The 21,391-nt window shown below is 58.7% G+C and carries 15 protein-coding genes; 6 read left to right on the top strand and 9 right to left on the bottom strand.

Features of this window, described 5'->3' with window-relative positions; translation table 11 throughout:
* Window positions 1-132: 132 nt before the first annotated feature.
* Complete coding sequence (locus tag CV013_RS00540; protein ID WP_102153323.1) at window positions 133-1,077, top strand: hypothetical protein; 945 nt, start codon at window positions 133-135, stop codon at window positions 1,075-1,077.
* A gap of 34 nt (window positions 1,078-1,111) precedes the next feature.
* Here CV013_RS00540 and CV013_RS00535 read toward each other — a convergent pair whose 3' ends face one another.
* Window positions 1,112-2,182 (bottom strand): hypothetical protein, encoded by a 1,071-nt coding sequence (locus tag CV013_RS00535; RefSeq protein ID WP_102153322.1) that lies wholly within the window; start codon window positions 2,180-2,182, stop codon window positions 1,112-1,114.
* Window positions 2,183-2,343: 161 nt separating this feature from the next.
* Between CV013_RS00535 and CV013_RS00530 the strand changes: the two genes are divergently transcribed.
* The 4 genes from CV013_RS00530 (at window position 2,344) to CV013_RS00515 (ending at window position 8,408) form a co-directional block, all read left to right on the top strand.
* Window positions 2,344-3,243 carry a hypothetical protein gene (locus CV013_RS00530; RefSeq protein ID WP_102153321.1) on the top strand — a complete coding sequence of 300 codons (900 nt, stop codon included), beginning with the start codon at window positions 2,344-2,346 and terminating at the stop codon, window positions 3,241-3,243.
* 64 nt (window positions 3,244-3,307) lie between these two features.
* Window positions 3,308-5,572, top strand: a complete 2,265-nt coding sequence (locus tag CV013_RS00525) for an integrase (protein ID WP_102153320.1) — start codon at window positions 3,308-3,310, stop codon at window positions 5,570-5,572.
* Window positions 5,569-6,528, top strand: coding sequence for a TniB family NTP-binding protein (locus CV013_RS00520; RefSeq protein WP_102153319.1), 960 nt, complete (start codon window positions 5,569-5,571; stop codon window positions 6,526-6,528). Before CV013_RS00525 ends, CV013_RS00520 begins: the two co-directional genes overlap by 4 nt.
* The gene (locus CV013_RS00515) at window positions 6,525-8,408 is read left to right on the top strand and encodes a hypothetical protein (RefSeq protein ID WP_102153318.1); all 1,884 of its coding nucleotides are present in this window, start codon (window positions 6,525-6,527) and stop codon (window positions 8,406-8,408) included. The genes CV013_RS00520 and CV013_RS00515 overlap by 4 nt, the downstream gene beginning before the upstream one ends.
* A gap of 238 nt (window positions 8,409-8,646) precedes the next feature.
* On the opposite strand, the gene CV013_RS00510 is transcribed toward CV013_RS00515, so the two are convergent.
* Together CV013_RS00510 and uxaC are read right to left on the bottom strand one after the other, a co-directional pair.
* Window positions 8,647-10,008: a mannitol dehydrogenase family protein gene (locus CV013_RS00510; protein ID WP_102153317.1), complete on the bottom strand. Its 1,362-nt coding sequence runs from the start codon at window positions 10,006-10,008 to the stop codon at window positions 8,647-8,649.
* Window positions 10,005-11,405 carry a glucuronate isomerase gene (uxaC, locus tag CV013_RS00505; RefSeq protein ID WP_102153316.1) on the bottom strand — a complete coding sequence of 467 codons (1,401 nt, stop codon included), beginning with the start codon at window positions 11,403-11,405 and terminating at the stop codon, window positions 10,005-10,007. Before uxaC ends, CV013_RS00510 begins: the two co-directional genes overlap by 4 nt.
* A 155-nt stretch (window positions 11,406-11,560) precedes the next feature.
* Here uxaC and CV013_RS00500 point away from each other — a divergent pair, with 155 nt between their 5' ends.
* Window positions 11,561-13,084, top strand: a complete 1,524-nt coding sequence (locus CV013_RS00500) for a UxaA family hydrolase (protein WP_232806540.1) — start codon at window positions 11,561-11,563, stop codon at window positions 13,082-13,084.
* On the opposite strand, the gene CV013_RS00495 is transcribed toward CV013_RS00500, so the two are convergent.
* The 6 genes from CV013_RS00495 to CV013_RS00470 are packed head-to-tail and all read right to left on the bottom strand — an operon-like array spanning window position 13,085 to window position 21,303.
* Window positions 13,085-14,368, bottom strand: coding sequence for a TRAP transporter large permease (locus CV013_RS00495; RefSeq protein ID WP_102153314.1), 1,284 nt, complete (start codon window positions 14,366-14,368; stop codon window positions 13,085-13,087).
* Window positions 14,368-14,826 (bottom strand): TRAP transporter small permease, encoded by a 459-nt coding sequence (locus CV013_RS00490; protein ID WP_223805370.1) that lies wholly within the window; start codon window positions 14,824-14,826, stop codon window positions 14,368-14,370. Before CV013_RS00490 ends, CV013_RS00495 begins: the two co-directional genes overlap by 1 nt.
* Before the next feature lie 22 nt (window positions 14,827-14,848).
* Window positions 14,849-15,892 (bottom strand): TRAP transporter substrate-binding protein, encoded by a 1,044-nt coding sequence (locus CV013_RS00485; RefSeq protein WP_232806539.1) that lies wholly within the window; start codon window positions 15,890-15,892, stop codon window positions 14,849-14,851.
* Entirely contained in the window at window positions 15,885-17,507 is a 1,623-nt protein-coding gene (locus CV013_RS00480; RefSeq protein WP_102153312.1) for a family 43 glycosylhydrolase, read from the bottom strand. The genes CV013_RS00485 and CV013_RS00480 overlap by 8 nt, the downstream gene beginning before the upstream one ends.
* Window positions 17,504-18,505, bottom strand: coding sequence for an alpha/beta hydrolase (locus CV013_RS00475; RefSeq protein WP_102153311.1), 1,002 nt, complete (start codon window positions 18,503-18,505; stop codon window positions 17,504-17,506). The genes CV013_RS00480 and CV013_RS00475 overlap by 4 nt, the downstream gene beginning before the upstream one ends.
* A gap of 29 nt (window positions 18,506-18,534) precedes the next feature.
* Window positions 18,535-21,303: a TonB-dependent receptor gene (locus tag CV013_RS00470; RefSeq protein WP_102153310.1), complete on the bottom strand. Its 2,769-nt coding sequence runs from the start codon at window positions 21,301-21,303 to the stop codon at window positions 18,535-18,537.
* Window positions 21,304-21,391: the final 88 nt, after the last annotated feature.

Here is a 21,391-nt window from a genome sequence, read left to right as displayed (position 1 = left end):
GAACTTCTTACCGCACCCGTCTCATCGTTCAACGCCCTCGCTCGCGCGAAGCACGGGAAAGCCTGCCGCCCAACGGGAGGTGAAAACCCAACGGAACGGGAGACTGCAATTTCAAAAGCAAGGAGTGGAAAAATGCCCGAACCAGACTTCGCCGGTATCGATCCGGCGCGCGTGCCCGAGGTCAAGCGCAGAATAGGCGCTATAGAAGCATATCTGAGCCTACCGACGCCAAGCGGCAGCGACGCCATCCGTCTCGCCCGCTCAATCGGACTCACGCGCTACCAGTTCCAGCGGCTTGTGAACGCATGGTGCGAGCACAGGGACGCGAAAATGCTCGTGGTGGCTAAGCGGGGAAAGGCGAGCCGGGATTACGGGATCGACCCACGCGCCAAGGCGATCGCGGATGAAGCCATCGAGGCCGGTGGCTTTCCTGCCCAACTTACCAAGGTAGCACCGATCATCGAAAAGCGCTGTGATGAGGCTGGGATCAAGCCACCATCGCGCGCTACGATCTACAATTGGATACGCCAGCGGCACTCTGAAGAGTTAGACGCATACGGCGCTCCTCGGATCATCGTTGGCCGCATGTGGCCGCGATTGGTAGTGAAAGGGCACCCTGACACCTTTCCGCTTCTCCTCGTTGCAGTCGCGTTGCCGGAAAAGGCCATTCTGGCTCATCGGGTATCCTTCGATCACGAGCAGCCTCCGTCGGTAATAGACTTGGTCGACGATCTGTTTCGCGCGCGTTCGGCCGGTGCGGAGCCAAGGCCGCTCCTTCTGAGCCCAAACGATGTTAAGGCAGCTCGCCCGTCGCTTGGCAGGCATGGTCTCCAGGATCTGAAGAGCCATCCACGTTCCCTTCAGCGTGTCATGTCGGAGACCTTCGGTGGGATGCTTTCAGATCTCCGCGTCGTGTTCCAGATCCGAAGCGCTTTGACGTCATCGGTGGCCAACCTTTCGCGTCAGGACGAAGCAATCAGCGAAAGCTTCGCGCTCGATACCATCAACGAGGCCATCAGCGATCATAATCAGCGCAGCGGGTGCAGTCAGTCTGGTTTCGATCTTTCAGCGGGGTGAGCCAGTGTCGGAAAGTGCCTGACTTCCGATATGATTATTGCGGTTCAGAGGCCATCCTCAGGATTGTTAGAACATCGGCTGGGATGTCTCCGGGGCCATCTAAGGTCATCGCCTTCTTATCCCGTAGCACTTCATCGTTGTGTTCACACGCCTTGAGGGCGAGATGCGCTTCCAACTCCGATCGCGACCATGGAGTCATATCGCCGTTCGGAGGCAGGGCGTCTCCGCTGAGGGTGCGAGCCGGTGTCAGGGTGAGAAGCCCGAGCTTGCCGCCCACCAGCTTCTTGAAATAGCGACCGAAGCGAGAATCGCTGTCTGCGTGCTGCACGTTGCCGGATATAGCGGCGTCTAGGCGCTCAACGAGCTTGGCAGTCTCTTTCTTGTCGAGGCCAGACTTGATCTCGACTTCGGTCAATCGCCTCGCCCAGGCCGGGGGAGAAAGGTCGCCGAGTTTCGCAAGGGCATCCTGCGCTGCTTTACGGTAGCCGTGAATAGCCTCGGCGTTCTCTGCCACATGCCATCCCAGGATCATCCTGGTTCCGACATCGAGCACCGCGAACACGATCCAAGGACGTCCATTCGCCTGCGGAGCGCTGACAGCCGAACAGTCAAACCGCAGAGCATGACCGGCTTCTCCAGTAGCTTTGACGCGTCGCATTTCAGTTTCGACGATCCGCCGGAGAACCATCGGGCTCGGCGCCGACCCCGGCTCCACACCAGCGGCCTCTACCATAAGACGTGTCAGTTGCGAGACCGATGCGTCAGCATGTGCACGATAGACCTTGGCGACCACGGCTTGGAGAGCATTCACTACATCTCCCTTGGATGGTCTGGCCCGTGCCGCGGCACCTGAGCCGCGGCGCACGGCGAGCGATCCGAGGGATGGATGATCGCGCCAAGCAGCCGCGAGCCTGTAGAATCGACTGACGCTGACCTCGGCGCATCGACATGCCTCGTCGATACCGAGTTCACCTGCGCGCCAACGTTCGATCGCATCGATACGTCGCCGCGCCAAGTCGCGTCGCTGAGGGGAAAGGAGCTTCCAGTCTTCTTCGTCAGCGTCGGGTAGAGCTGAAGGCATCAAGGCCGACGGTTCGGGATTCATTCCATTTTCCCTCGCACGCCAGAGTGTTTTCCCCAAGGCGACTTCAACACCAGTCCAGCATTCATAACCCTCGGGTAACAGAAAAATTCTACATGCCAATGCGAATCTTCTTGCCTTTCTGAAACGCAGTTTCTAAATGCCAACGCACAAAGGAGGTGCGTATGCGTATCAAGATCGGCAAGCCGGCAAATGACAATGACTTAGGCGACTATGGTGAGTTCACGCTCTCCATTCCCGACCCCCTCGGCTGCGGCGACAGGCGGCGGTTGATTCATGAGGAGCGGCGATCCCATCCAAGCCATGCTTCGTGCGCAGTGGAGATCGACCTGGGGCGGTCCGAAGCCGTGCATCCTTTCACATCGTTCTCCGTCGAGACGCAGCAGAGCCCCTGCATGGCCTTTGTGAACCGGAAGCATTTCCGGTTCGCAGGCTTGAGCATGAAGACGCGCCGCATGGTCTCGGGGACGGGGCCGAACGAATTCGCCGCCTGGAAGGAACTGGAGACGAATCCGCGCTGGGTCGATTTCGACATGCAGACCGCCCGCGTCGCCTGGCAAGCAGAGGACGAGCAAGCCTCCTACCTCGCCGACGTCATCGCCGTGGACGATGCCGGTCAAATCTACGCTTGGGAACTGAAGGCGGATAGATCCTACTATGACGCACCCGAATACGAAGCGGTCATGCGGCACGCGAAGGTCGGCTTCGAATCGGCGTGCGTGGCCTTAGAACGGCATACGGGCTTCCAACTGAGGGGATCGGACCGCTATCGGCTCAATGTCGATCGGGCTTTCGGAGACCGGTTCACCCAGATCGATCCAGCCGCAAAGTGCCGCGTAGAAGAGATGCTGCGCGACGGAACTACGCTGGCTCTCGGCGACATCGAGGAAGTGCTTGATGCCGATCCGCTCGTGGCGCGAGCCAAGACGCACGCGCTCGTCTGTCAGAGGGTAGTCTCAATCCCGCTGCGCGGTGTGATTGATCGCGAGACAGCAGTCTCTTCGACCGTGAATCCTGTCACGGTTCCGGACATCCGCCTTCTGCGCCACGAAAACGACAACTGATCCCGGCCCCTAACCCAAGAGGCCGGGCACCGGGACGGCCTCGCAGATACGAAGCGAGAATCTCATGACAGAACACGATAATGACAACTCGACGATGGCCACCGCGGGGACGAGCACCATGGCGAGCCCGAGCGGCTACCTCTCGGTGAACTCTCACCCGCTTACCCTGGTGGGAAGCCGTTGTAGAATCGAAGGGCGCGGCGCCTGCATCACTGCGACCCGTCCTATCGAAGGCGGCGGGGACGAGAGCAATCTGTTCATCGAACTGGTCGATGAACAGACCCGTCGCCCGCTCCAGTATCGTGACCCCGAGACAGGCGAGAAGCAACCGTTCACTCTCGCCATACTCCGCGACCTCTACGCGATCGGGAAGGCGAGTTTCAGCAGCGAACCCGAAAACGCCGCGGAGCGTCAGGGGCGGTTCGCCACGATGGATCCCCACGCCATCATCGATCGCAATCCCAAAGCGCGCTGGAAAGCCAACCTCGCTCAGCGTGCGCTGCAATCGGGAGTCAAGCGCACCGACAGAGAATGCCGTGATTTCCTCGAGGACCACTACGGGACCGAGCAGGGTGACTTCGATTATCCCAAGCCGTCCCCTTCCACCCTGCGCCGCTGGATGAGCAAGCTCGTGAAAAGCCGGAAGGACGCCTCTGTCCTGGCATCGCTGGCCGGACGTCCCAAGGGACGGTCGCAGCTCGATCCCTTCGTGGATGGGCTCGTCCATGAAGCAGCGCTCTATTTCTGGACCCGCCCGCGTGCACAAGTGATGGACGCCTATTCCTGGCTTAGCGATCAGATTGACCGCCTGCCGCTCAAAAAGGATGGATCGACTCATCAGTGTCCCAGCAAGCAGACCCTCTACAAGAGGGTGGATGCCCTGCGTTGCTATGACACTGTCAAAGCCAAGCATGGGGAGAAGGAAGCCGAGCGGCGCTATCGAGGCTCGGGCGAGAACCTGGTCGTCAACGATCTGCTTGATGTGGTGCTGATGGATGCCACCACGCTCGAGCAGACGATCGTCTTCGACGAGGACTGGAAGCTGCCCGCATGCAAGGTTCGGATCGTCGCGCTGATGTGCGCGCGTTCGCATGGTATCATCGGCTGGCACGTATACGCCGGACCCAATCGCGGTGAAACGTCGATCGAGGCCGTTCTTGATTGCCTGATGCCGCCCGTAATCGACGAGGATTCGCTGAAGTCGATGCCCGCCCTCGGTTGGATGTTCGGCAAGCCGCGCGGCATCCTTCCAGACAACGAGAAAGCCCTGATCGCGCCGAGCACCATCGATAGTTTCAACGAACTCGGTATCGACGTGCTGCTTCCACCGATCGAGATGCCGACGGCCAAGGCGGTCCTGGAACGGTTCTTCCGCTTCCTCAAGCAAGCACTCGCCCAGATTCCCGGCACCATTGTCGACCCAAAACGCGCCAGGGAGACCGGCTACAACCTGGTGGATCCGTGCATCACCCTGCCGCAGCTGCGGGAAATCGTTGGCTCTGTAATAACCCAGCACAATATCTCGCCCTCGAAGGGTCTAGATGGCCAGTCACCCGCGCTCGTCTGGCAGCGGCTGTCAAATGTGCGCGCCACCCCGATCTTCGAGGATACCGACCGGGCCCGGCGGATACTCGGCCGCACGGTAACTGTCCTGCTGACCCGTGACGGGGTCGAACACAACCGCATTCGCTACCGTGACCGCGACCTCGTGACGCGGCTGCTGGACGATATGGGGCATACTCAGGCCAAGAGGGGGCAACGCAAGGACAATTCCGTTACATTCGAAGTCAAGGCACGCATTTCTCCAGGCAACCTCGACAGCATCCAGATCTATGATGCTCTCGCCGACGAGTGGATCACGCTACCTTCGACACAGCCCCGCTACACCGCCAACCTCAGCGAATGGGAGCACCAGGAATTCACCCGTTGCGCCGCGAAGCGTAACGAGCCCTTCAGCTCGGAAAAGCAGCGATTGGAATCCAAGGTCCGCACCATGCGCGTGATCGATCAAAAGGCGCCCGCGCTCGCGTTCCAGCAGCGCCGCCAGATGGCGATCCTCTACCAGTCACAGCAGGTCGAAAAGCTTGTCGGTAGAAAGTTCGCGATCCCGGCCAGTCTTTCCGAAGAGGCGCTCGCCAGACAGGAGGCTGCCGAGCAGTGCAGGGCGGACGCAGGAGTGCGTGCACTGGCCAAAGGCAAGCCCCCCAAGCGGCCCACAGGATACGGCGGCTTTCAGTTCGATCCCGAAGCCAGTGCCATCGATTGGGACGATGTCTCAATGGATCACGACAACGACTGGGATGATGCGGATGAAGGAGAAGCGGCATGATCAGCCTTCAGCCGCAGACCGGAAACCTGCACCCGCAATATGACGCCAAAAGCGTGGAGAGGGCCGGATCGGCTCTCTCCACCATGTCGGACATCGTGATCCCCTACGGGCCGCAGCTCGCAATCGCCGGGCGCATCGGCGTGCTCCACGCTCGCTCGCTCGGAAGGATCGGACGGCCTTTACAAGGGCTACGTCTCAGCCAGGTCTCCCAGGCCGGCAAGACCAAGACGCTCGAGACCGTCCGCCGACGCATCATGAAGACGACAATCCTCGCAAGTGGTGAGGCCAATCCCTTCCAGGTCCTCTATATCAATCTCGAGGTCAGGATCACCGCCAAGATCCTTTTCGTCCAGCTGCTCAGAATGCTCGGTGATCCACATGCGGAACAGGGAAACATCGAGGAGGTCAAGCGGCGCACGGATATTCTCATGCGCGAGCGGGGCGTCGAACTACTCATGGTAGATGAGGTTCAGCACCTCGCGCGTGAGAGCCGGGACAAGGTGGACGTCACGGACGAACTGAAACGCTTCCTCGATATGGGCATCTGTCCCGTCGTATTCGCCGGAAACGAGGATTCAAAGCCTTTCTTCGAACGCAATCAGCAGCTGGCGAGCCGCCTCGGCGCACCGTTGGAGCTGACTCCGGTCGATGCGCACGATGGTGGTCAACTATCGAACTTCAAGCGATTCTGCGGGGACCTCGACGATGAACTCATGACCACTGGAGTGATGAACGAACAGTCCGGGTTTCTGGACAGCGAAATGCTGAACGCGCTGCTATTCGCATCGGGAGGTCACATTGGCAGGGTATTCCGCATCGTCGAGTCGGCTGTCGAACATGCGGCGCTGCGTCAGGCCAGCCGGGTCGAACCCTACGACGTCTCATATGCGATCGATAATTTCGCCATCCCGGGCGGCTATGTGTCCCGCAACCCGATGCGTGGCAGCCGAGGATGACTGTTGGCTTCGCTGCAGATCCGCTCGAGATCGAGCGCCGGCTCGTCGTTCAAATCAAGCCCCGCGCATGCGAGAGCCTCGCGGGGCTCATCTTTTCAGCAAGCTATGCCAATTCTCTCGGCCGAACCAAGGTGATCTTGGGTGAAATCGATCTCGAGCTCGCACACCCTGGCACCATTGGACAATACATGAGCGGTAAAGAGACCAGGCTAGCGCATCACCTGGGCTGTGATCCTGAAGCGATCATCGACCGAACTCATCCGTATGTGGACGATGACAAGACCATAGTGCGCTGGGGGAATGGCACTATGCGGCGCAGTGATCTGATCCTCGATCGACGTCGGATCGCGCCTGGGGCGCTTTGTCGATCCGAACACCATCGTAGTGCTTGGTCGTGCAGACACCTGCCGTTCGATTCCAGCACGCGCGAACTCCTGGTCGATAGGTGCGCGGAGTGTTCCGCTATCCTCCGCTGGAACACGGCACGCGGCCTCGGAACCTGCGAGCACTGCGGGACGCCCGTGAGTCCAGCCTCGCGACCGCGCCTCTCGAAGCGCCTCGCTGCCAGTTACCGGGGGTTCGCAGACTTGATGTCGATCGATAAGGAAATTCGCGAACGCGCCCGCGCCGTGCTTGCACCGGCCCTCGCTGCGCTCCCGCAACCGCATCTTCTCGATCTCATTATGGGCATCGGACTCGTAACGGCCGAAACGCCGGAAGCGCCCGGTCGCAGAAGAATCGCAACTCTGGACCCTTACGAGCGCGCTACCGTTTCGGCGCGAGGCTATGAACTTCTGCGGAACTGGCCATCCTCCCTGCAGCATGCGGTGATGGACCGCCGTGACGCCCTTCTCCAAGAAGGTCGCGAACGGGAGTTGATTTCCGCCCTCAAGCGGCTGACAGATTGCCGGTCAGTGCCTGCCGCCGTCTCTGCTACGATACTGAATGCTCTGCCCGAGACCCGGCTGGGCAGCCGTCGAATGCTAGGGGCTCTATCGGGTGGCATCCTTCTGGCCAGTGAGATCGCGAAGAAGGCAGGTGTCTCGATGGCTGAGGTCGCGCTGCTGAGGGACCATAAGGTGCTACCGCATTCCTTCACCTCGGATGGACCACGCCGGGGTGCGCAGTTCGAAGAAGACGCTGCGGTTGCATTCATCAAGGCTTGGCGCTCTTCAATTTCAATTCCCACGATCGCAAGAAGTCTGGGGGCCCCGCACTATGCGGCGCACCAACTTCTGATCCTGCGAGAATTGACGCGTGAACAGAATGCGGGAGTGACATTCCTGGATCCTCTACCCCGCATAGAAGGTGAGCAATGGGCCGGTTGGATGGAAGGGCTTACAAGCAAGCAGGACTTCGGCGACCTAGGGAGAACCATCACGCTCCGATCAGCGATGCGTCGTCACGGTGGCGGATTCAAGGATTGGGGAGGGGTTCTCTTAGATCTTCATAACGGTCTCATCGCCTTCCGGATGATCGAAAACCAAGACGCTCCCCTATCCAGCCGCATCTTGGTCCGGGCTGATGAGCGGATCGGAGCATGCATTTCGGATGACCGAAATGCCGCTTCCTTGCTGGAACTCTGTCCGTATGTCAGCCAATCCGATGCGTGCGACATCCTTAATCTCGATCCGTTGCAAATTAGACCTCTAAGCAGTGAGGGGATACTCAGGTTCGAGCGGCGTGGAAAAGGGCTGGCGACACGCACGTCTGCCGTCCTGCGATATGCTGAATGCATGATTGCCGCGTCCGAGATCGGGTTTCGGCTCGGCGTGAGGAATGATGCCGTCCATGCCAGGTTGTCCGGCAGTCTGGGTTTATCGCGCGTTCCCGGCGGTTGGTCGCGAAACGAAGTCGAAAGGCTTTGGGCATCGACCTGATCAGGCAAATCAACAGAATTGAAAAGCGACTGTGACCCCAAATCTGCGACTACTCGTCCGCGAGAGTTGCAGAACGCGTGCGCCAGAAGTTCATCTCGGGGTTGCAAGATGCTTCGTTAGGTCATTTCACAGTTGAATGGATAAGGTTGAAAAGCGCGGATAACCTAGGTTCTCGAGCGCAGAATTATCGCGAACCAACAGGATTATGGCATCGGCCCAGGCACCGTATCAATCGCCCCTATCGGCTAAGCGGACTGGCAAACACCTCAGCCAAACTTTCATAGCCTGGCCACAGTGGGCCTCCGTCTTTCCCCGCGAGCAAGCAATATTCAATCACTGCGGTGCGATGTTCGGCAAGTCGCTTCAGTTCATCGCCATGCGGATCATCGACCCACCGACCGTCGGCCAGATGCCAGATCCATGCGTCGAACGCAGACCGTATGGCTTCGATGGGCAGCCCCAGCTGAAGCGCACTTTTGGCAGTATCCAGCCACCGCTGCGGAATCTTCTGCGTCCCGTCCATCGCAATCTGATCGAGGCGATGCATCAATGCCGGGTCGGCAAAGCGTTTCATCAAATGGTTGGCGTATTCGTGGAGATCCTGATCCGGTGTGGCATCGATCGTCGGAATTGCTTCGTCCCGCATCAGTCGCTCGGCAAGGTCGCGCAGAACCGGGTCGGCAACCGCCTCGTGCACAAATTGATATCCTGCCTGCAGGCCGCAATAGGCCAACAGCGAGTGAGCCCCGTTGAGCATGCGAAGTTTCGCTGTTTCGAAAGGGGCAACGTCCTCCACCAGTTCGACGCCATGATCTTCCCAGTGCGGGCGCCCGCCAGCGAAGTCGTCTTCAATCACCCATTGGCTGAATTGTTCGGTGAAGACCGCGCCTTCATCGACAGCGCCGATCCTGCGTTCTAGCGATTCCACGTCTTCGGGCCGTGTTCGCGGTACGATCCGGTCGATCATCGTGGACGGTACGCGGCACTCGGCTTCGTACCAATCTAGTAGGTCGGGCAGTTCGGCCTGCAACCATTGCCGCATCAACCGGTCAAGCACACGACCGTTGTCGGCCAGGTTGTCGCACGAGAGGATGGTAAGCCCGCCAAGGCCAGACGCGCGCCTTTGTCGAAGCGCTTCGCCCAGCATCGGATAAAAGCTCTGGCTCGCCAGTTTCAGATCGAGATCACCGCCTTCGCCGCGACCGTACCCCTTTTCCGTCACAGTCAGACTAGCGATCTGGCAGGCCGGATCGGCTAGCCGGGCGACCACCTGTTCGAACTGCCGGGGTGCGAAGAGCACTTCGCGAACTGCACCGATCACGCGTGTCCTGGCGCTTTCGCCTGCTCGTTCGGTCAGGGTATAAAGGCCAGACTGTGGGTTGAGCTGTTCGGCAACTGCAGGCGACCGCATTGATACGCCGCAAATCGCCCAGTCCCGGTCTCCGGCGCTCATTGCCAGATCGGTGTACCATGCCTGATGGGCACGATGGAAAGCGCCTATGCCGAAATGGACGATGCCGATTTTCTGAGCATCCCGGTCGTAAGAGAACCGATCGATGTCGTCCTTGATATTCGGGACGATTTCCGGACTGAGCCTCACAGTCGATACGCCTTCTTGGCCAGATTATAGGCGAGGTCGCGGGCGAGCTCTGCGGCTTCCCAGTCTTCGATGCGATGTTCTGCGACCAATTGCGCGAGAAAGCCGCAATCGATCCGCCGAGCCACATCGTGTCTCGCCGGGATGGAAAGAAACGCCCGTGTGTCGTCATTGAAGCCGACGGTATTGTAGAAACCGGCGGTTTCGGAGGTCATCAACCTGAAGCGGCGCATCCCCTCGGGGCTGTCATGAAACCACCACGCGGGCCCCAGCTTCAGGCAAGGGTAATGCCCCGCCAATGGCGCCAGTTCGCGGGCATAGCTACTTTCATCCAGCGTAAATAGGATAATCGAGAGATCGGCCCGGTTGCCGAAGCGATCCAGCAGGGGCTTCAGAGCATGGACATAATCCGTACGGGTCGGGATATCCGCGCCCTTGTCACGACCGAATTTCTCGAAAAGTTTGAGATTGTGATTGCGGAAGCTGCCGGGGTGGATCTGCATGACCAGCCCATCGTCGATGCTCATCGCAGCCATCTCCGTCAGCATCTGGCCACGAAACAGTTCGGCGTCCGCTGCGGACGCCCCGCCGAATTTGACACGGTCGAACAGAGCTTCAGCCTCTGCGGCGGAAAGGTTCGCGGTCGTTGCGGTCGGATGGCCATGATCGGTCGAAGTCGCGCCGAACTGAGCGAAAAATTCCCGGCGATTGCGATGGGCGGCGAGATACCCGGACCATGTCAACGTGTCTTCACCGCTGAGTTCTCCCAAACGGACGAGATTGTCGGCGAAACCTTCGAATTCAGGGTCGACGACCGGATCGGGACGGTAGGCGGTAATGACTCTGCCATCCCAGCCGCTTTCTCCGATGGCCTTATGATGATCGAGCGTGTCGAGCGGACTTTCGGTGGTCGCGAGAACTTCGAGGCCATAGCGATCGAAAAGTGCTCGCGGGCGGAATTCGTCCTGCTGCAACTTTTCCGTGATTGTGTCGAAATAGAAATCCGATGTCGAGGAATCGAGGCTGACATCGATACCGAACGCCTTTGAGAATACCCAGTCGAGCCACATGCGCGAAGGTGTTCCCCGGAACAGGTGGTAGTTTTCCGCCAGCAGACGCCACGAAGCACGAGGGTCTGCATCGCTTCCTGAAATACCAAGGTCTTCCAATGCAATGCCCTGCGAATAAAGCATGCGGAAAAGGTAGTGATCGGGATGAAGCAGCAACTCGGTCGCGTTTCCGAATGGCGCGTTCGCGGCAAACCATTCGGGATCGGTGTGGCCATGCGGGCTGATAATCGGAAGCTCCGCAACTTCGGCATACAATGCGCGCGCAATCGATCGTATGCCTGCGTCCGCCGGAAACAGTCGGTCTTCATGCAATTGCAGCGGCTTGCTCATTTACTATCATCCTCAACTTTTTCTGGCCCCGCCGATAATCAGTTGGCGATTGCGGAATATCGATCGATCGTGGTAACCGGTGTCAGATTTTGGTGTCTGACCTTTCCTCCTATCAAAATCAACTCTCAACCCTTGCCTGAAGAGCCTTGTTACACATGAATAGGAACGCACAGCCAATCGGAAACGATACGATGGCCCCCGCTGCCTGGCACTGTCATCAGCGTGACAGCGTGGGAATTGCGATGCGCGATCTTGGCGCAGGTGAGGGCGTTCCCCTTGCGGGCGTGATGGTGAAACTGACCGATGACATTCCCGCAGGGCACAAGTTCGCATTGAAGGACCACGCCGATGGCGATCCGGTGATCCGTTATGGAGAACGTATAGGACGCGCCAGCCAGGCGATTCTTGCTGGCGAACATGTCCATTCGCACAACCTGTCGACGGCATTATCCGGTGAACTGGATTACGGAAGTTTCTCCCCTGCACCTGAGCGCCAGATCGATGCTGTCGCGCTGGGTGACTGGCGCGGATACCGGCGCAATGATGGCCGATTTGCCACCCGAAATGAAATCTGGCTTCTTCCGACGGTCGGCTGTGTCGCCCCATTGGTTGAGATGGTGGCGAGGGAGGCCGCCGATCTTCACCGGGGCAGGCTGGATGGTATCGTCGGATTTGGTCATCCGCACGGTTGCTCTCAACTTGGTGACGACCTGTCCGGAACGCGGGCTATTCTCGCCGCACTGTGCGATAATCCCAATGCAGGCGGGGTCGTGCTGGTCGGCCTGGGGTGTGAAAGCAATCAACTCGACGAGCTGATCGAACTGGTGCCAGCCAGAAGCCGGGGCAAAGTGCGTACCATGCGTGCACAAACGGTTGGTGATGAACGGGAAAAATTGCTTTCGACCATAGCGGAGCTGGTGGAAGAACTGGCTCCGATGGAACGCGAGATCGCGCCAGCCTCTGCCCTTACGGTTGGCTTGAAATGCGGCGGATCGGATGCGCTTTCGGGCCTGACTGCCAATCCGTTGCTCGGCCGTTTCAGCGACAGTCTGGCCGCGTCGGGCGGTAAGCTTATTCTGACTGAGATTCCTGAAGTGTTCGGCGCGGAATATGCTCTCATCGCGCGCTCCTCGTCCGCTGAAATTTTTGGCGCGGCGGGCGAATTGGTGAACCGGTTTAAACGTTACTTCCTCGAACAGGGCCAGCCCGTTTCAGAAAACCCATCGCCGGGAAATATCGCCGGCGGAATCACCACGCTTGAAGAGAAGTCGCTGGGCGCGGTGCAGAAGGGCGGTAGCGCCCCACTGGTCGATGTTGTCGATTACGGCGGCGTGGCCGAACGGGCGGGACTCACTCTGCTCGAAGCACCAGGAAACGATGCCGTTTCCTCGACCGCGCTGGCGGCCGCAGGTGCGACGCTGATACTGTTCACGACCGGTCGGGGCACGCCCTTGGGCTTCCCGGTTCCCACTATTAAAGTGTCTTCGAATTCGCATCTGGCGGGGGCGAAACCCGGCTGGATCGATTTTGATGCAGGGCGTGTACTGGCCGACGGTAAGGCCGCGGTCGATAAGGCCTTTGCAGACTTTCTGAATGCCGTTGCGGGGGGGCAACCCACCCAAGCCGAGCGAAGCGGTCAGCGGGTGATTTCCATTTGGAAACGCGGCGTAACGCTCTGATTATTCCGCGAGCATAGCAGGCAGCCAGAGCGACAGCGACGGCACAAAGGTGACAAGAACCAGTGCTGCGATCAGGCTGAGGTAAAATGGCCAGATCGTCTTCACGAGTGCAGTCACCGGTATCTTGCCGACGGCGGAGCCGACAAACAGGACCGATCCGACCGGGGGCGTGACCAGACCAATGCCTAGGTTCAGCATCATGATGATGCCGAAATGAACCGGATCGACGCCTACGCCCATTGCCACCGGCAGGAAAATCGGTGTGGTGATCACGATAAGCGGTGCCATGTCCATGAAGGTGCCTAATGCCAGCAGCATCAGGTTGATGATAAGAAGGGTCAGGATCGGATTGTCGGTCATCACGCCAATGAGAGCGGCAAGCGCAGCGGGCACCTCCAGCAGTGCAAGTGCGAAGCCGAAAGCCGTGGCGGCGGCAATGATGAACAGCACCATCGATGCGGTGCGGACCGATTTCCCGGCCGCCTCCCACGTGCCTTTCCAACCGAGGCTGCGATAAACGAAAGTGCCGATCAGCATCGTGTAGATTACTGCAATTGCCGAACTCTCAGTCGGGGTGAAGAAACCGCTGAGAATACCGCCCATAATGATGATAGCGGTCATAAGTCCGGGTATCGCGTAGGCGGTGGCACGGATGAATTCTCTCCAGCCCGGAAAACGACCGGTCGGCAGATCGCGTTTGTGCGCCACGAGCCAGGCAACCACCATCAGCATGATCCCGGTTAGTATGCCAGGGATGACACCGGCCAGAAACAGATCGCCAATCGAGACTCCGATGCCCGACGCGGCGGAATATATGATCATGTTGTGGGAAGGGGGGATCAGCAATCCCACAATGGCCGAAGTTGCAGTGACATTGACCGCGTAGTCGCTGGGATAACCCTTGTCCTTCATCAGCGGGACCATGGTCGACCCGATCGCCGATGCACTTGCGATTGCCGATCCCGATACCGCACCGAACATCATCGATGCACCCACATCGACGATGCCTAGGCCGCCTCTTACCCGACCAACCGCTGCATCTGCGACCCGCACTAGCCGTTCAGCAATTCCCGCCCGATACATGAGATCGCCAGCAAAGATGAAAAATGGGATTGCCAGGAGCGTGAACACGCTAATCCCCGAGGCCACTCTCTGCACAGCCACGATCGGCGGGATATCCATCGCCAGAAAGCACGCGATAGAAGCAGCTAGCAGCGAGAAAGCAACCGGTACTCCGGCGATGAGCAGAAGAAACAGGACGCCGAAAAGGACGAGAAGTTCCATTATTCGCCCCCAACGTGAAGTGTGTCGTCACCCGAATGGCGTCCGGTAAGTATCTGCGGGAGCGCGAACAGCGCCATAAGCAGGCCCGAGACGGGCAACGGGATATAAGCGATGGCCCGGCTTATCCCGAGCGACGGCACCGCATTCGAGCGGACTGCCCAGCAAAGTTGTGTGCCGTAGACAAGCAAAACGAGGCCGATCACCGCGATGATGATTGCCACAAACCGGAGAAGGGGCCGCGCCCGCTCGCCAAACTTTTCTTCCAAAAGAGCGATACGGATATGAAAACCTTCGTACACGCCGGCAGCAGATGCAAACATGACATACCAGATCATCATGATCAGCGATGCCTGTTCGGTCCACGATGGACTGGAGTTAAGCACAAAGCGCCCGAAAACCTGCCATCCGATGATAGCTGTCATCGCGAGCAGCCCGATCGAGCCGAACGCAATCAACATGCGCGAAATGAACGCAGCCATATTACCCTTCTTTCATTTCGAGAATGCGTTGGACGACGCGTTTCTGGGCAGGAGTAGTGATGAATTGGTCCCAGACGGGGCGCATAAGCTCGGCGAAGGGCTGTGTTTCGACTTCGTTCACTTCAACGCGGGATGCGGCCACGGTAGCCTTCGCTTCGGCGACGCGGATATCCCATAAACGCCTCATTTCGATCACTGAGGCTTTTGCCGCTTCGCGCATCAGCGCCTGATCTGCGGGTTGCAGGCGATCCCAGCTATCCTTGCTCATTACGAGCGTCTCCGGCGTCAGAAGGTGTTGCGTAAGGCTGAGGTATTTGGCGACCTCATAATGGCGCTCGCTTACGAAGGTCGGCCAGTTATTCTCCGCGCCATCAATCACACCCTGCGCCAGCGATTGATAGATTTCACTGAAGGGGATGGGTACGGCGTTCGCTCCCAGCGCATTGACCATCGCGATATAAAGATCGGACGCGGGAACGCGGATCTTGAGGCCTTTCATATCCGCCGGAACAGTGATCGGGTGGCGCGCATTGTAGAAGCTGCGTGCCCCGGAATCGTAGATGCACAGACCGATCAGTTTGTGCGGTTCCAGCGAGGCCAACACCGCGTCACCGACTTCGCTGTCGACGACGCGACGCATGTGGGAAACGGAATCGAAAATGAACGGCAGCGAGAACGGCAGTGTCATCGGTTCGAAGCTGTTGAGCGGGGCGAAATTTACTCGATTGAGATCGATCCCGCCAAAGCTGGTAATCTCAAGAGTATCGGTTTCATTCCCCAGCTGACCGCCTGCGAAAACCTTGATGCCAAGTCGGCCACCTGTCCTTTTCGCGATATAGCGACCCATGAATTCGACAGCGCGAACGGTTGGATAATCGCCAGGATGCGCATCAGCTCCTGTCAGCAGGCCCGACATTATCGGTTTACATGCGGGAAGCATCGCGCCTGCCCCCAGCACCAGTGATCCGGCCAGAACGGATCTGCGTGACACCAGCGCGGGTGTCTTGGTCAGATTTGGCCTCTTCCCCATGGTCCGTTCAGTCATCCAAAGCTGTGAATTTAAAATTGCGGAATTTCGCCTCGCCCGGTCCGGCAGCGTAAAGACCGGGGCGCAACATCAGGAAGCCGCCTCGCACGTTATGGTGATATCCTGAAACCTCCATCCCCCTATCGAAGCGGTGCCATGTCTGGCCCCCGTCGCCACTTGTATCATATATTATGATATGATGTTTGTTCGTAACCCGCAACCGCATGCTGGCGCCATGTGGGTTGGCAGGGCGCGCGCGTTCGCGGCCATATTGATGGGTTACGAAGCGATCCTTGTCGAAACCGAGGCCGCAATAAAGCTTCGCGTCATAAAACAGAATCAGACCAGCGCGCCCTTCAGGGGCCAGTTCGATGTCGCATTCGAACCGGTACGAGCGGTCGCCTGCCGTTAACAGGAGTGGTGAGCCGCTGGAAGGAGCCTCTCCCTTACCGGCCAGACGCAATACCCCTCCACCGCCTTTCACTCTGCCCGCTTCATTTGCGTCCGGCTTGAAGAAAGACCACTTGCTTCCCAGTGCAAGAGGGCCGGTAAAGTCGTCGGACAGAGCCATACCATGTTGAACTGCGGTCCCTCCGGCTGGCTTCGAAATAGGGGAGGAGAGATCGCCGCCTGTCATATGGAACCAGCCGTCCGGTGTGAATTCGACTGGATCGAGCAGGCATTGGCGACCCAGAGTCCAGAAGCCGTTTTCGTATCCGTGATAGACAGACCACCAACTGCCATCAGGAGCCTCGACCAGCGAGGCGTGGCCGCGCGACCACCATGCTTCGTCGATACTGGAAGTGCGTACCAGAGGGTTCGCGGGATGGTGTTCCCATGGCCCGTGAAGCGATCGCGATCTCGCGGCGATGACCATATGGCCGGTTGGCGGCCCTGCGGTGCCCCCGACGGCTGTGATCATATAGTACCAACCGTTGATAAAGTGAATCTTGGGGCCCTCGGGTGAAAAACTTTCCACGATCCAATCGGACGGGTAACGCCAAGGATCGTAAACATGTTCGACTTCGCCAGCGAGAGAGAGGTTGTCCGGCGACAGCTTTACCCGGTCCCCTCCCGATAGAAACAACCAGCGGCTGCCGTCTTCGGCAACGGCGTGGCACGGGTCGATATGATCGGGGAGGCCAAGGGAGATGGGGGCGCTCCATGGGCCGGTAATCCGGTCGGCCCAGGAAACGAAAATGTCGTTACCTTTGGATGCTTTGACCGGGATGTACAGGAAGTAACGGCCACCGTCCTTATGCAGGCTGGGCGCCCAGACGGACCCGATATTGCGCGTAAGTGCAGGGGCGAGCGGGCGCCAATTCACAAGGTCGCGGGAATGCCAGATGGTAAGGCCGGGGTAGGCGTCGAAGGTCGAGAAGGTCATGTAGTAGTCCTTCCCATCCTTAAGAATTGAGGGATCGGGCCGGTCACCTGAAACCACTGGATTGAGAAAGGTGCCATTGCCAAGGTCGGGAATGCGCTGGTTGTCGAAACCGCGGCGATACCGGGCGGGGCTATCGCCCCCTGTCCCGACCGCGCTGGCATGCGCTTTGGATGAATGGAACGGCAGGATGCCTGCAGCCCCAACGCCGCCTAATCCAGCGAGCAATCCCCTGCGCGCGATCATCATGCGAAACCTTTGGTTTTGGCCCACGAGAGCCATAAGTCAGGCCATATGCCGACTGGCTTGCCGATTGCCCTGCGGAGGCCGAAGCCGTGCCCGCCGTATTCGAACAGGTGGGTTTCGACCGCCACACCCCGCGCCTTGAGCGATGCGCGGAGCCGCAAGCTGTTCTCGACCGGTACTACGTCGTCGTCCTCGGCGTGGAGCAGGAAGAAGGGGGGCGCATCGTCTGGCACATTCATATCGGGGGAGTGCGCTTCGACAAGCGCTTGCGAGGGGTTGCTGCCCAAGAGGAGTTCCTTTGAGCCGGGGTGAGCCACTCCGTCCACCATGCTGATTACGGGGTAGATCGGTGCCGCGCAGAACGGTTTGGCCGACAGGCTGTCGGCTTCGTCCTGCGCTTCGTAAACGGTGTCCGCGAAACGCGTTGCGAGGTCTGCACACAAATGCCCGCCAGCGGAAAATCCCATCACCGCCACGCGTTCGGGATCGATGGCAAATTCTGAGGATCGGTGGCGGATCAGGCGCAAGGCTCTCTGCGCGTCAGACAGGGAAACCGATGGACCAGCAGCCCATCCATCGCCCGGTAATCGGTAAAACAGAACGAAGGCCGTGAAGCCGCGAGCGGATAGCCAGCGCCCCATCTCGTATCCTTCCTTGTCGACGACGACATGGCGATACCCGCCTCCGGGACAAATCAGGACTGCCGCACCATTCGGACGGTCGGGACGGAAAACCGCCATGCGGGGTATCGAAATTCCTGAGACCGCCCGATCGGTGATGAGGCGGTCGGAAGATCGTTCGGTCGTCACTTCTTGCGGTGGCGTTGCAGGCATACCTGGGGCGCCATGTGGCCAAAGATCAATTGTTTCGATGGGTTGCGGGAGCCCTGGTGGCAGGGCCCCGCTGGCGGAGGGTGGCGCGGTTTGCGCTACCGCCCGCCCTGCAAGGGTGCCGGACAGAACAAGGCCCGCGCAAAGGAGTGACCTGCGATCGCTTCTCATACGCGGCCCCTATGTCCCATTGTTACCGCTTAGTATTCAATCCGAACACCAGCCATGATGGTGCGCCCGAAGTGATTGTTTTCGTAATTGCGGCGAGCGACGTCGTCGGCCCAGCGATAACGATAGGCGTCGGTCAGGTTATTTCCGTCAAGCGTGAGTTCGAGGAAGTCGTTGACCTTGTAGCGGACTGCCGCATCGAGATTGAACGAAGAATCGAACCCTTCGAGGAAGTTACCATTGCCACTATCCCCGGTGTTGTAATCGCTGCGATAGGCGCCCGATACACGCACCGACAATCGTCCGTTGTCGTAATAGAGCGTCCCATTGGCAGAGTATTTCGATACGCCGGGGAAGGCGGTTTCATAAACCTGCCCACCGAATTCCACATCTCGATTGCTGTCGACATACGTCACGTTGCCCAAGACACCGACGCTGGACAGGAAGCCTGACGAGAAAACCGAGAACGGGAGGTGAAGTCCGAGTTCGACGCCTTTGATCGTCGCGCCTTCGCCATTGGTGGTGGTGCGGAATTCAAACTCGCGATTCGGGTTCGTGCCATTGACGACTGCATCGTAGGCCGGTGTGCCTGAGGTCAGGAGCGAGAGCGGAAGCCCGCTTTGTGCATAAGTAATCTGCAGCGAGTTCGAGACTGGGAAGCTTTCGATTTCCTTGATGAATCCCGCCAGCGAAAGGATCGCGCCGGGTGCGAAATACCATTCCGCGGAAAGATCGTAGTTCCATGCTCTGTATGGGTTGATGAAAGGGTTGCCGGTTGTGATGCGGAAGTTGAACTCATCAACCGAACCGCCCGGAGTCAGCGAGCCAAGCGAAGGGCGGGTAATTACCTGAGCGATCGCACCGCGAAGAACGAAGTTGTCGACCGGGAAAACATTGAGGTTAACCGCGGGCAGGAAGTCGTCATATGTGCGTTCGACCATCACATACTGGCCGTTGTTGAAGCCCTGCGATGATTGTTCGGTGCGGGCATAACGCACACCGAAGTTACCCGTGAGGCGCACGCCGCTGTCGATCTCGAAGCCAGTCTGGAAGTAACCTCCGGTAACCTTCTCCTGCACGCTCCTTACATCGCCTTCGCGGGTGATTGCGGGAATGTTGTAAAGGTCAAGGAATGCGACAGTGGCATCGAGGTCCGGTACGACCCAGGAATTGGTATTGCCCGCAGGCTGCCCTGCCTTGCCCAGCTGGAACAGCTCGGCCAGATCGCCAGTTACCGGTGCCCCATACGTTCCGGGAGCGCAGGTGAATGCTGAGCAGTACTGAGAGTCGCGGCGTGCGCTTGTGGTGAAGTAATCGAACTGACGGTAGAACGGCCCGGCCGAGAGGGTCAGCCCGTCAACCGGCTTCCATTCAAGATCGAGTGCGACGGTCTTGAACTTGTTTTCGACTGAACTGGGGCGGTCGCGGAATTCAGCCAGCTGGAAATTGCTTGGGTCGGTCACATCGGTTCCGTACACAAGCAACGGTGACTTCATGTCGGAATAGTCGTAACTGAAAACACCGTCGCGATCATCGAACACAATGGTCGTTTCGACGGGAATCGTCGCATCCGATTTCGAAAATCCACCCAGCAACGAAGCTGTGAAGTTGTCACCGAAGCTCTGTTTGATCTTACCGGAAATCTGGTAGAAATCTGTCTCGCTTTCGCGGCGATAACGTTCGTTCCGGATCCATGCGTTTTCGAGATCGGCGCTGACAACGTTGTTGTTATCATCGATCACGTAATTTGAGAGATCGATCTTGCTTTCGTTGGAACGCAGCAGCACTTCGCCCCAATATTCGTCGCGATTTTCCTTGAAGTTGGAATAGAGCGCATTGATCTGAATATCAGTGCGGTCGCTGGGGCGGAACTGGATCGCTGCCGTGGCGCCCAGACGCTCGCGTTCGTGGTTCACCAAACCATAGCGGGGGATGCGCGGGTGGAAGGCATCACGTACCTCGGAGCATCCCGAATCGCTTGGGTTAGCTGCACAATTAACACCGTCTACAGAGCGGAAAGTCGCGTTGTTAGCCCAGCGAACGGAGTTGTTGCCAAATTCGGGCGTATCGTACTTGGTCCATGCTACCGATGCCGAAACCCCAAAGGTTTCGTCGGCATTATTCCATGCAAACAGACCAGCAAGCCGTGGAGCGACCTGTTCGCTCAGGTCGTTGTAGCGCGCCTGTGCCGATCCCACGAGTTTGACCCCGGCCCCGTAGGATAGCGGATCGCCTGTGCTCAGATCGATTACGGCGCCCAGCGATCCCTCGTCGAGCGCCGCCGACGCGGTCTTGTTCACGACGATCGAGTTGAAGAGCTCCGATGCAAAGACGTTGAAGTCAAATGCACGGTCGCGGTTAAAAGATGCACCGTCGACTGAGGTGGCGATAGTCTCCATCCCGTTGACCCGAACGCGGGTGAATTGTGCGCCCAGACCGCGGACAGTGATCTGACGGCCTTCACCAGCGTCACGCTCGATTGCAACGCCAGGGATGCGCTGAAGGGACTCAGCAAGGTTGGTGTCAGGGAACTTGGCGATATCTTCGGCGACGATGACATCTACCTGACCAGCTGCTTCGCGCTTGGCGGTGATTGCTGCCTTCAGTGACTGGCGGAAACCGGAAACGACGATAACATCATCATCTTGCGAGATTTCGTCTGATGCACTGGATGCGGCATCGTTAACTTGATCGCCTTCGAGATTGCCAGCGTTCTGTGCGAACGCAGGGGTCGAAAAAGCGAGAGCGCTACCAGCCAGCAGTGCGGCCTTTGCGCTCCATCCGGGAACCAGAAATTTCATTGCATCCTCCTCCAAATGGCACCGGTGTCTTTTTGGGGGAGAAATGGGCTGCGGCTATAGCCACACCTCCTCCCAAAGCACCTGAATT

Origin of the sequence: Tsuneonella flava, assembly GCF_002870965.1 — a bacterium.
GTDB lineage: Bacteria > Pseudomonadota > Alphaproteobacteria > Sphingomonadales > Sphingomonadaceae > Tsuneonella > Tsuneonella flava.
This window is presented reverse-complemented; position numbering and strand designations above follow the sequence as displayed.